General features: G+C 66.6%; 11 protein-coding genes and 1 tRNA gene. 11 read left to right on the top strand and 1 reads right to left on the bottom strand.

Going from position 1 to position 11,376, the window contains the following annotated elements:
* Nucleotides 1-171 precede the first annotated feature (171 nt).
* Nucleotides 172-1,368, bottom strand: coding sequence for an amino acid aminotransferase (locus HZU84_RS19445; RefSeq protein WP_149504350.1), 1,197 nt, complete (start codon nt 1,366-1,368; stop codon nt 172-174).
* A 129-nt stretch (nt 1,369-1,497) separates the two neighbouring features.
* Between HZU84_RS19445 and uvrB the strand changes: the two genes are divergently transcribed.
* From uvrB to HZU84_RS19500, 11 genes are all read left to right on the top strand, one after another.
* Nucleotides 1,498-3,579, top strand: a complete 2,082-nt coding sequence (uvrB, locus tag HZU84_RS19450) for an excinuclease ABC subunit UvrB (RefSeq protein ID WP_149504349.1) — start codon at nt 1,498-1,500, stop codon at nt 3,577-3,579.
* Nucleotides 3,579-4,058, top strand: a complete 480-nt coding sequence (locus tag HZU84_RS19455; RefSeq protein ID WP_149504348.1) for a low molecular weight protein-tyrosine-phosphatase — start codon at nt 3,579-3,581, stop codon at nt 4,056-4,058. Before uvrB ends, HZU84_RS19455 begins: the two co-directional genes overlap by 1 nt.
* A 140-nt stretch (nt 4,059-4,198) precedes the next feature.
* Nucleotides 4,199-4,732 (top strand): Fe-S cluster assembly transcription factor, encoded by a 534-nt coding sequence (locus HZU84_RS19460; protein ID WP_037485702.1) that lies wholly within the window; start codon nt 4,199-4,201, stop codon nt 4,730-4,732.
* A gap of 60 nt (nt 4,733-4,792) precedes the next feature.
* Complete coding sequence (locus HZU84_RS19465; protein ID WP_149504347.1) at nt 4,793-6,013, top strand: IscS subfamily cysteine desulfurase; 1,221 nt, start codon at nt 4,793-4,795, stop codon at nt 6,011-6,013.
* Between the two features lie 43 nt (nt 6,014-6,056).
* A complete protein-coding gene (iscU, locus tag HZU84_RS19470) occupies nt 6,057-6,464 on the top strand; it encodes a Fe-S cluster assembly scaffold IscU (protein ID WP_149504346.1) in 408 nt (135 codons plus the stop codon).
* A gap of 8 nt (nt 6,465-6,472) precedes the next feature.
* The gene (iscA, locus tag HZU84_RS19475) at nt 6,473-6,796 is read left to right on the top strand and encodes an iron-sulfur cluster assembly protein IscA (protein ID WP_037485698.1); all 324 of its coding nucleotides are present in this window, start codon (nt 6,473-6,475) and stop codon (nt 6,794-6,796) included.
* Nucleotides 6,797-6,887: 91 nt separating this feature from the next.
* Nucleotides 6,888-7,406 carry a Fe-S protein assembly co-chaperone HscB gene (hscB, locus tag HZU84_RS19480; protein ID WP_149504345.1) on the top strand — a complete coding sequence of 173 codons (519 nt, stop codon included), beginning with the start codon at nt 6,888-6,890 and terminating at the stop codon, nt 7,404-7,406.
* 7 nt (nt 7,407-7,413) lie between these two features.
* Nucleotides 7,414-9,279, top strand: a complete 1,866-nt coding sequence (gene hscA / locus HZU84_RS19485; protein WP_149504344.1) for a Fe-S protein assembly chaperone HscA — start codon at nt 7,414-7,416, stop codon at nt 9,277-9,279.
* Between the two features lie 46 nt (nt 9,280-9,325).
* Nucleotides 9,326-9,664 carry an ISC system 2Fe-2S type ferredoxin gene (gene fdx / locus HZU84_RS19490; protein ID WP_149504343.1) on the top strand — a complete coding sequence of 113 codons (339 nt, stop codon included), beginning with the start codon at nt 9,326-9,328 and terminating at the stop codon, nt 9,662-9,664.
* A gap of 22 nt (nt 9,665-9,686) precedes the next feature.
* The gene (dnaQ, locus tag HZU84_RS19495) at nt 9,687-10,427 is read left to right on the top strand and encodes a DNA polymerase III subunit epsilon (protein ID WP_149504342.1); all 741 of its coding nucleotides are present in this window, start codon (nt 9,687-9,689) and stop codon (nt 10,425-10,427) included.
* 61 nt (nt 10,428-10,488) lie between these two features.
* Nucleotides 10,489-10,563: transfer RNA gene (locus HZU84_RS19500), tRNA-Val, on the top strand.
* Nucleotides 10,564-11,376 lie beyond the last annotated feature (813 nt).

Below are 11,376 nucleotides of genomic sequence, written 5' to 3' on the forward strand. Positions count from 1 at the left end.
TGTTGCAGAAACAAATTTCCTTGCTGAGAAATTCCATATCAAGAAAGAACCTTGCTCAGCATGAGGCGCACGATTGTTGCGCCAGAGTAGGGGTTTGGAAAGAATGCCGCTTTATGCAACAAAGCCGGTGCTGTCTGCAGCGCTCCTGTGCGGAGCGTGCAAATCACTCAATCACATCACCTTGACGATCGCATCGGCGACGTAGCCGATGTTCTTCGTGTTCAGCGCGGCCACGCAGATGCGGCCCGAGTCGACGCCGTAGACGCCGAATTCACCGCGCAGGCGCACCATCTGGTCCTTGTTCAGGCCGGAATAGCTGAACATGCCCTTCTGGCGCACGATGTAGCTCAGGTCGCCCTGTACGCCGGCGGCGGTCAGCTTCTCGACCAGCAGCGTGCGCATTTCCTTGATGCGAACGCGCATCGCCGCCAGCTCGTCCTCCCACATCGTGCGCAGCGCCGGGGTGGTCAGCACGGTGGCGACGATCTGCGCGCCGTGGGTCGGCGGGTTGGAGTAGTTGGTGCGGATCGCGATCTTCAGCTGCGACAGCACGCGGGTGGCCTCTTCCTTCGAGGCGCAGACGACCGACAGGGCGCCGACACGCTCGCCGTACAGCGAAAAGCTCTTCGAGAACGAGGTCGAGACGAAGAAGTCCAGGCCGGCAGCGACGAACTTGCCGATCACCGCACCGTCCTCGGCGATGCCGTCGCCGAAGCCCTGGTAGGCCATGTCGAGGAAGGCCACGAGGTTGCGTGCCTTGATCGAGGCGATGACCTGGTCCCACTGCTCGCCGGTGATGTCATAGCCGGTCGGGTTGTGGCAGCAGGCGTGCAGCAGGATGACCGTGCCGGCCGGGGCCGCGTCGATCGCGGCCAGCATGCCGGCGAAGTTGATGCCACGGTTCTCGGCGTCGTAGTACGGGTAGGTGCTGACGGGGAAGCCGACGTTGCTGAACAGCGCGCGGTGGTTTTCCCAGCTCGGGTCGGAAATCAGGACCGTGGCGTTCGGGTTGACCTTCTTCAGGAAGTCGGCGCCGATCTTCAGGCCGCCGGTGCCGCCGATGGCCTGCACGGTGGCGACACGGCCGCCGGTGACGACCTCGCTGTCGGCCCCGAACACCAGACCCTGCACGGCCTTGTCATAGGCGGCGATGCCGTCGATCGGCAGGTAGCCGCGCGCCTTCGGCGCCTCGAGCATCTGGCGCTCGGCTTCGACGACGCACTTCAGCAGCGGCAGCTTGCCGTTGTCGTCGTAGTAGACGCCGACGCCGAGGTTGACCTTGGCGGGGTTGGTGTCGGCAGCGAACTGCTCGTTCAGACCCAGGATCGGGTCGCGCGGGGCCATTTCGACGGCGGAGAACAGGGACATGACTACGGGTCCGGAAAAGGGTGTGTTGTAGGGAGGGCGCCCGCACCCAGCTGCGCATCACGCGGGTTTCGCGGAGTTCGGTTAGGCTGGGCGGTTGCGCGCCGATTCTAGCGGCCGGTCGGGAGTCCCATGAGCAGCATCGAGAAGATCGACAGCAATGACACGCCGGCGAGGGAAGGGCAGTTCGTCAGCTTTCCCGATTCGCCTTTCCAGTTGTTCCAGCCCTATCCGCCGGCCGGGGACCAGCCGCGCGCGATCGATCAGCTGGTCGAGGGTGTGCGGGATGGCCTGAGCTGGCAGACGCTGCTGGGCGTGACCGGCTCGGGCAAGACCTTCACGATGGCCAACACCATCGCGCGGCTGGGCCGCCCGGCGATCGTCTTCGCGCCGAACAAGACGCTGGCGGCGCAGCTCTACAGCGAGTTCCGCGAGTTCTTCCCCAAGAATGCGGTCGAGTACTTCGTCAGCTACTACGACTACTACCAGCCCGAGGCCTATGTGCCGCAGCGCGATCTCTTCATCGAGAAGGACAGCGCGATCAACGAGCACATCGAGCAGATGCGCCTGTCGGCGACGAAGAGCGTGCTGGAGCGCCGCGACACGGTGATCGTCGCCACCGTCAGCGCGATCTACGGCATCGGCAAGCCGGAGGACTACACGCAGATGCGCTTCATCGTGCGTGTCGGCGACAGGGTGGGGCAGCGCGAGGTCATCGCGCAGCTGGTGCGTATGCAGTACACCCGCAACGACGTGGAGTTCGTGCGCGGCACCTTCCGCGTGCGCGGCGACACCATCGACATCTTCCCGGCCGAGCATTCCGAGCTGGCGATCCGCATCGAGATGTTCGACGACGAGGTCGAGACGCTGCAGCTCTTCGACCCGCTGACCGGCAAGGTGCGCCAGAAGATCCCGCGCTTCACCGTCTACCCGGCCAGCCACTATGTGACGCCGCGCGAGCAGGTGCTGGCCGCGGCAGAGGGCATCAAGGCCGAGCTGCGCCAGCGCCTGGACGAGTTCGTGTCGGCGGGCAAGCTGGTCGAGGCGCAACGCATCGAGCAGCGTACCCGCTTCGATCTGGAGATGCTGCAGGAGGTCGGCCACTGCAAGGGCATCGAGAACTACACCCGGCATCTGTCCGGCGCCAAGCCGGGCGAGCCACCGCCGACGCTGGTCGACTACCTGCCGTCGGATGCGGTGATGTTCCTCGACGAGAGCCATGTGCTGATCGGCCAGTTCGGTGGCATGTACAACGGCGACCGCTCGCGCAAGACCACGCTGGTCGAGTACGGCTTCCGGCTGCCCTCGGCGCTGGACAACCGGCCGCTGAAGTTCGACGAGTTCGAGCGCAAGATGCGTCAGGTGGTCTTTGTCACCGCCACACCCGCCGATTACGAGAAGACCCACGCCGACCAGGTGGTCGAGCAGCTGGTGCGGCCCACCGGCCTGGTCGATCCGGTGGTCGAGGTGCGCCCGGCCACGCACCAGGTCGACGATGTGCTGCAGGAGATCCGCCAGCGCATCGAGATCGGCGAGCGGGTGCTGATCACCACGCTGACCAAGCGCATGGCCGAGCAGCTCACCGACTATCTTGGCGAGAACGGCGTGAAGGTGCGCTACCTGCACTCGGACATCGACACGGTCGAGCGCGTCGAGATCATCCGCGACCTGCGCCTGGGCGCCTTCGACGTGCTGGTGGGCATCAACCTGCTGCGCGAAGGCCTGGACATTCCGGAGGTGTCGCTGGTGGCCATTCTCGACGCCGACAAGGAAGGCTTCCTGCGCAGCGAGCGCAGCCTGATCCAGACCATCGGCCGGGCGGCGCGCAACGTCAACGGCCGCGCCATTCTCTATGCCGACCGGATCACCGACTCGATGCGCCGCGCCATCGACGAGACCGAGCGACGCCGCGCCCGGCAGGTCGCCCACAACGAGGCCCACGGCATCACGCCGCGCGGCATCCGCAAGCAGGTGCGCGACCTGATCGACGGCGTCTACAGCGACAAGGCCAAGGACGATCTGGCGCGCTTCGAGCAGATCCGCGAGGCCGCGCAGGTCGAGGCCCTGTCGGAGAAGGATCTGGGCCGGCGCATCAAGCAGCTCGAGAAGCAGATGCTCGAACACGCACGCAACCTGGAGTTCGAGCAGGCGGCGCGGCTGCGCGACCAATTGGCCTTGCTGCGCGAGCAGGCCTTCGGGTCGGGAGGCCGCTGATGCGCATCCTGATGGTCTGTACCGCCAACATCTGCCGCTCGCCGACGGCCGAGGCGGTGATGAGGCATCGCCTCGGCCGCGCCGGTCTGCTGGATCGCATCGAGCTGGATTCGGCTGGAACCCGGGCCGGATCGACGCCGATGCCGGCCGATCCGCGCAGCATCGCCCATGCGGCACGACGCGGCTATGACCTGACGCTGCTGCGCTCGCGCCCGGTCACGCGGCTGGATTTCGACCGCTTCGACCTGATCGTTCCGATGGACCGCAGCCATGTGACCCAGCTGACGGCGCTGGTGCCCGGGGCATCCCCGGCGCAGGTCCGGCTGCTGATGTCGTTCGTGCGCATCAGCGGTCTGTCCGAGGAGGTGCCCGACCCCTACTATGGCGGTGCCGCGGGATTCGAACATGTGCTCGACCTCGTGGAACTTGCGTGCGACGGTCTGCTCGAATACCTGTACTCGCCTCAGGGTTCCCGCTGATCCCGGCTGCCGGGCAGGCGGAGCGCTCCGCTATAATCGAGTAAATCACTCGGGAAAGAGGGCGAGGGTCCAACCCGACTTGCTGCCCTGGGCTCAGCCAACCGCTGCGTACCAGCCGCGAGTTCAAGGAGCTTAAAGCCATGCGACTGACAACGAAGGGCCGGTTTGCGGTCACCGCCATGATCGATCTGGCACTGCGCGAGCACAGCGGCCCGGTGGCGCTGGCGGCCATCAGCGCGCGCCAGCAGATCTCTCTTTCCTATCTTGAACAGCTCTTCGGCAAGCTGCGCCGCCATGAGCTGGTCGAGAGCACCCGTGGTCCCGGAGGGGGCTACTCGCTCGGTCGCAAGGCCGAAGACATCACGGTCGCCGACATCATCGTCGCCGTGGATGAAGCAATCGACGCCACCGGCTGCGGCGGCGGCGAGAACTGCATGGGCGACGAATCGGGCCGCTGCATGACGCACGACCTGTGGGCGAGCCTGAACGCGAAGATGCTCGAATACCTGAACTCGATCTCGCTCAAGAGCCTGGTCGACGATCAGATCAACCGCGGCGTGTCGGTCGAGGAGGCGCCCATCAAGCGCGCGATCTCGAGCCAGCCCGTCGTCAAGCCGATCAAGGTCACGGCGCCGAACTCCGTGTTCGCGCTCGGATCGGCGCTCTCGAAGTAACACGAACTTGTCCCGGGTGCCGCCCTGACCGGCGGCCGCTGCGGGACGACCTGGTTGAACATGGACATGACGCCTCACTTCCCGATCTACATGGACTACGGCGCGACGACCCCGGTCGATCCGCGGGTGGTCGATGCGATGATTCCCTGGCTGCGCGAGCACTTCGGCAATCCGGCGTCGCGCAGTCACGCCTGGGGCTGGGAAGCCGAGGAAGCGGTCGAGAAGGCGCGCGGCCAGGTCGCTGCCCTGATCGGCGCCGATCCGCGCGAGATCGTCTGGACCTCCGGCGCGACCGAGTCCAACAACCTCGCGATCAAGGGCGCAGCGCATTTCTACCAGACCCGCGGAAAGCACCTGATCACCGTGAAGACCGAGCACAAGGCGGTGCTCGACACGATGCGCGAGCTCGAGCGGCAGGGCTTCGAGGTGACCTACCTCGAAGTGCAGCCCGACGGCCTGCTCGACCTCGACCAGTTCCGGGCCGCGATCCGTCCGGACACCATCCTGGCCTCGGTGATGTTCGTGAACAACGAGATCGGCGTGATCCAGGACATCCCGACGATCGGCGCGATCTGCCGCGAGAAGGGCGTGGTCTTCCATGTCGACGCCGCGCAGGCCACCGGCAAGGTCGAGATCGACCTGGCCAAGCTGCCGGTCGACCTGATGAGCCTGGCCTCGCACAAGACCTACGGCCCGAAGGGCATGGGCGCGCTGTATGTGCGCCGCAAGCCGCGCATCCGCATTGAGGCGCAGATGCATGGCGGCGGTCATGAGCGCGGCATGCGCTCGGGCACGCTGCCGGTGCACCAGATCGTCGGCATGGGCCTGGCGTTCGAGATCGCGCGCCAGGAGATGGCCGAGGAGAACGAGCGCATCGCCGCGCTGCACAAGCGCCTGCTCGACGGCCTCTCCGACATCGAGCAGGTCTTCGTCAACGGCGACCTGACCCGCCGCGTGCCGCACAACCTGAACATCTCCTTCAACTTCGTCGAGGGCGAGTCGCTGATCATGGGTGTCAAGGGCCTGGCGGTGTCGTCGGGCTCGGCCTGCACCTCGGCCAGCCTGGAGCCGAGCTATGTGCTGCGCGCGCTGGGCCGCAGCGACGAGCTGGCGCACTCCAGCCTGCGCATGACCATCGGCCGCTTCACGACCGTCGAGGAGATCGACTACGCCGTCGCCACCCTGAAGGACCGTGTCGCCAAGCTGCGCGAGCTCTCGCCGCTGTGGGACATGTACAAGGATGGCATCGATCTGAGCACGATCCAGTGGGCCGCCCACTGATCGGCTGACGGACGGCGAACGCACACGGATCCGGAGAACAGCAATGGCATACAGCGACAAGGTCATCGACCACTACGAGAATCCCCGCAACGTCGGCGCCTTCGACAAGGGCGACGAGGACGTCGGCACCGGCATGGTGGGTGCGCCCGCCTGCGGCGACGTGATGAAGCTGCAGATCAAGGTCAACCCGGCCACCGGGCTGATCGAGGACGCGAAGTTCAAGACCTACGGCTGCGGCTCGGCGATCGCCTCGTCGTCGCTGGTGACCGAGTGGGTCAAGGGCAAGTCCCTGGATCAGGCGCTGGCGATCAAGAACACCCAGATCGCCGAGGAACTGGCCCTGCCGCCGGTCAAGATCCACTGCTCCATCCTCGCCGAGGATGCGATCAAGGCGGCGGTCGACGACTACCGCTCGCGCCACGCCGGTGAGTCCGCCGGCCCGGCGCAGTGAGGTCGACGATGGCGGTCACCCTGTCCGAAGCCGCGGCCCGGCATGTCTCGCGCTACATCGCCCGTCGTGGCAAGGGCGTGGGCGTGCGTCTGGGCGTGAAGACCACCGGCTGCTCCGGTCTGGCCTACAAGCTGGAATACGCCGACGAGATCGCCCCGGAAGACCATGTCTTCGAGGACCACGGCGTCAAGGTGCTGATCGACCCGAAGAGCCTGCCCTACATCGACGGCACCGAGCTGGACTTCGTCCGCGAGGGGCTGAACGAGGGCTTCAAGTTCCACAATCCGCGCGAGAAGGATCGCTGCGGCTGCGGGGAATCCTTCCGGGTCTGAGCCGAGGCCGGTCCCGGGGCGCGCTCGTCGACACGGGCGCGCCCTTTGCTTTTGTCCGGCCATGTCGGATTTCCTGCAACGGCCCCTGATCATGAAGCTCACTGACAACGATTTCGACCTCTTTGGCGTGCCGGTGCGCTTCGCCCAGGAGCGTGCGCAGCTCGACGCGCGCTGGAAGGCGCTGCAGTCGGAGGTGCATCCGGACCGCTTCGCCAGCGAAGGGGCCGCCGCGCAGCGCGTGGCGATGCAGTGGGCGATCCGCGTCAACGAGGCCTACCAGCGGCTGAAGGATCCGCTCAAGCGCGGTGCCTACCTGTGCGAGCTGCACGGCGCCGCGATCGACGCCGAGAGCAATACCGCGATGCCGGGCGCCTTCCTGATGCAGCAGATGGAATGGCGCGAGGCGCTCGACGAGGCCCGCACCCTCGAAGCCGTCGAGGCGCTGGCCGACGATGTTTCCGCCGCCGAGCGCCGCATGCTGCTGCAACTCGGCACCCTGATCGACGAGCGCCAGGACTGGCCGGCCGCGGCTGGCCAGGTCCGTGCGCTCATGTTCGTCGCGCGCTTCGCCGCCGACGTGGACCGGCGCCTCGACGCGCTGGGACAATGACGCACCCATGGCACTTCTCCAGATCTCCGAACCCGGGCAGACGCCCGACCCGCACAGCCGTCGCATCGCCGTCGGCATCGATCTCGGCACGACGCACTCGCTGGTCGCCTCGGTGCGTCATGGCCTGCCCGAATGCCTGCCCGACGACCAGGGCCGGGTGATCCTGCCCTCGGCCGTGCGCTACCTGGGGGGTGGTCGGCGCCAGATCGGCTTTGAGGCGCTGGCCGCGCAGGCCGACGATCCGCACGACACGCTGGTCTCGGTCAAGCGCTTCATGGGCCGCGCTCTGGCCGACATCGCCGACCGCGGCAACCTGCCGTACCACTTCGTCGACCAGCCCGGCATGGTCGCGATCGAGACGCGCGACGGCGTGAAGTCGCCGATCGAGGTCTCGGCGGAGATCCTGGCGACGCTGCGCTACCGCGCCGAGGACACCTTCAACGCCGATCTGTTCGGCGCCGTCATCACCGTGCCGGCCTATTTCGACGACGCGCAGCGCCAGGCGACCAAGGACGCCGCGCAGCTCGCCGGCCTGAACGTGCTGCGCCTGCTCAACGAGCCGACGGCGGCCGCGATCGCCTACGGTCTCGACAACGCGATCGAGGGCCTGTACGCGGTCTACGACCTGGGCGGCGGCACCTTTGACATCTCGCTGCTGCGTCTGTCGAAGGGTGTGTTCGAGGTGGTCGCGGTCGGTGGCGACTCGGCGCTCGGCGGCGATGACTACGACATGGCGCTGGCCGTGTGGCTGCTGGCGCAGGCGGGCCTGCCGACGCTGGACGCCCTGGATGCGCACGACAAGCGCGTGGTGCTGCGCGCGGCCCGTGCAGCCAAGGAAGCGCTGTCGTCGGCCGACACGACGGTCGCCGCCGCGACGCTGGGCGCCGGCGCGCTGTCGCAGACGGTCAGCCGCGCTGCCTTCGAGACTATTACCCAGCCGCTCACGCAGCGCACCCTCCAGCTGATGAAGCGGGTGCTGCGCGACGCGAAGATCAAGGCCGACGAGGTGCAGGGCATCGTGATGGTCGGCGGCTCGACGCGCATGCCGGTGGTGCAGGCGGCGGTCGAGGCCTTCTACGGCCGCGCGCCGCTGACGAACCTGAACCCGGACGAGGTGGTCGCGCTCGGCGCGGCGGTGCAGGCCAACGCGCTGGCCGGCAACGCGCCCGACGGCGAGATGCTTCTGCTCGACGTGATCCCGCTGTCGCTCGGTCTGGAGACGATGGGCGGGCTGGTCGAGCGTGTCATCGAGCGCAACGCCACGATTCCGGTGGCCAAGGCGCAGGACTTCACCACCTTCAAGGACGGCCAGACCGCGCTGGCGGTGCATGTGGTGCAGGGCGAGCGCGAGCTGGTGGCCGACTGCCGCTCGCTGGCGCGCTTCGAGCTGCGCGGCATTCCGCCGATGGCGGCGGGCGCGGCGCGCATCCGCGTGACCTTCCAGGTCGATGCCGACGGCCTGCTGTCGGTTTCGGCCAAGGAGATGACTTCCGGCGTCGAGGCCGCGATCACCGTCAAGCCGAGCTACGGCCTGAGCGACGATCAGGTGGCCTCGATGCTGCGCGAGGGCTTCACCGAGGCCGAGGGCGACATGCACCGCCGCGCGCTGACCGAGGCCCGCGTCGAGGCCGAGCGCCTGTCGCTGGCCACCCGCGCCGCGCTGGAGGCCGACGGCGACCTACTCGACGAGGATGAGCGCATCCGCGTCGACCGGCTGCTGGACGCGCTGGCCGAGATCGCCCGCGCCGAGGACGCGCACGCGATCGAGGCCGCCACCAAGGCCCTGGCCGATGGCACCGAGAACTTCGCCGCGCTGCGCATGAACCGCGGCATCCAGCAGGCGCTGACCGGCCGCCGCCTCGACGAGGTCTGAGCGACTTCAGCGCCTCGTCCCCCGACTCCCGGACCCCGACACGATCATGCCCACGATCAAGATCCTGCCCCATCACGAACTCTGCCCGCAGGGCGCCAGCATCAGCGCGCCGGCCGGCACCTCGGTCTGCGAGGCGATGCTCGACAACGGCATCGCCATCGAGCATGCCTGCGACATGAGCTGCGCCTGCACCACCTGCCATGTCATCGTCCGCGAGGGCTTCGCCTCTCTGGGCGAGATGGACGAGACGGAAGAGGACCTGCTCGATCGCGCCTGGGGCCTGCAGCCCAACTCGCGTCTGGGCTGCCAGGCCATCCTGGCCCAGCAGGACCTCGTCGTCGAGATCCCGAAATACACCATCAATCACGCCCGCGAGAACCACTGAGCGGGCCGCGGCCACCTTCGCCATGCGCCAGATCTTTCTCGACACCGAAACCACCGGCCTGGATCCGAAAACCGGCGACCGCATCGTCGAGATCGGCTGCGTCGAGATGGTCAACCGCCGGCTGACCGGTCGCAACCTGCACCTCTACCTGAACCCGGAGCGGCCGGGCAGCGAGGAGGCGATCCGCATTCACGGCCTGACCGACGAGTTCCTCGCCGACAAGCCGAAATTCCGCGAGATCGCCGACGAGCTCGTCGAGTACGTGCGCGGCGCCGAGGTGATCATCCACAACGCCGGTTTCGACGTGGGCTTTCTCGACGCCGAACTGCGCCGGGTCGGCCAGCCGCGCTTCGCCGAGCTGGCCGGCGGCATTCTCGACACGCTGGTGATGGCGCGCGAGATGTTCCCCGGCAAGGCCAACTCGCTCGATGCGCTGTGCCGCCGGCTGGAGGTCGACAACACGCACAGGCACTTCCACGGCGCGTTGCTCGACTCGAACCTGCTTGCCGAGGTCTACATCCGCATGACCCGCGGCCAGAACTCCCTGGTCATCGACGAGGAGAAGGGCAGCGAGGAGCAGGTCGAGCAGATCGACGAGGAGCAGGCCGCGATCGACCTGTCGACCTTCGTGCTGCCGGTGCTGCGTGCAGCCGAGGCCGAGCAGGCCGCGCACGACAAGATGCTGGCCGAACTGGACAAGGCCAGCGGCGGAAAAACAATCTGGCGTCAGGTGCTTGCGCACGGAGAAAAAGCCGTGGCATAATCGCGTTCTCGCTGCAGCGCAGGACGAAAGAAAAGCCAGCAGCAGAGCCCGAACAAGATTCGGGCGGTTAGCTCAGCGGTAGAGCACTGCCTTCACACGGCAGGGGTCGCAGGTTCGAACCCTGCACCGCCCACCAGGACAAGCCCCGTAAGTCGTTGATTTACGGGGCTTTTTCCTTTTCGATCGCATGACGTGCTGTCGTGCCAGATCGGCGGTACGGAAAGAGCATGGAAAACAGGGCCTCTTGCATCCGCCATGACATGGCTTGAGGCGGAAAAGAAAAAAGCCCGGACTGGCCGGGCTTTTTATCTTTGCCAAGTGATTGATTCACAAGGCATTTTTGGCGGAGAAGGAGGGATTCGAACCCTCGATACGGGGGTACCGTATACCGGATTTCGAGTCCTTTGCCGCAAGTTGGAATCTTTTGCTGACAAAAGACAGAATTTTAGTTGCAACACAAGGAAAAACCAACAACAGGCTAGCCCGACCGTACTGTGCATCGGACCAACGAAGTCCGGCACACGGTCCATTCTCGGGCCTTCCGGCGCACACGCGGTGCCCCCGCAGACCGCCCAGGTCGGCGAAGTACCAGGCCAAGCCCCCCTCGGAAGGCGCTACAGCCGCACGAGCGACGTTGGCGGAAGCTGCCTCGCACCCCACAATGCCTCGGTGAGTTTCTGATCTGACCTGGGCAGAGCTTCGAGCGCCGCCCCCAGCTTCACTTGCCTCAGTGATTTCGAAACCAGCAGACGCCGCAGGGCTCAAGTTTGCTGGGCGTGTGCCGACTCTCGACCTTCGGCCCGGCTGAGTCGGGCCGTTCACACTGACCTTGCCCCTGTATTCCGTATCCCATAGCCAGACTACGCGCTGGCTTGCCGAGCTTGGCCGGCGAGCCAGTTTTCTTCGAACTGCATCGGGCTGACGTAGGCCAGCGTCGAGTGCAGTCGGG

It is taken from the genome of Sphaerotilus sulfidivorans (genome assembly GCF_013426975.1).
In the GTDB taxonomy this organism is placed as follows: domain Bacteria; phylum Pseudomonadota; class Gammaproteobacteria; order Burkholderiales; family Burkholderiaceae_C; genus Sphaerotilus; species Sphaerotilus sulfidivorans.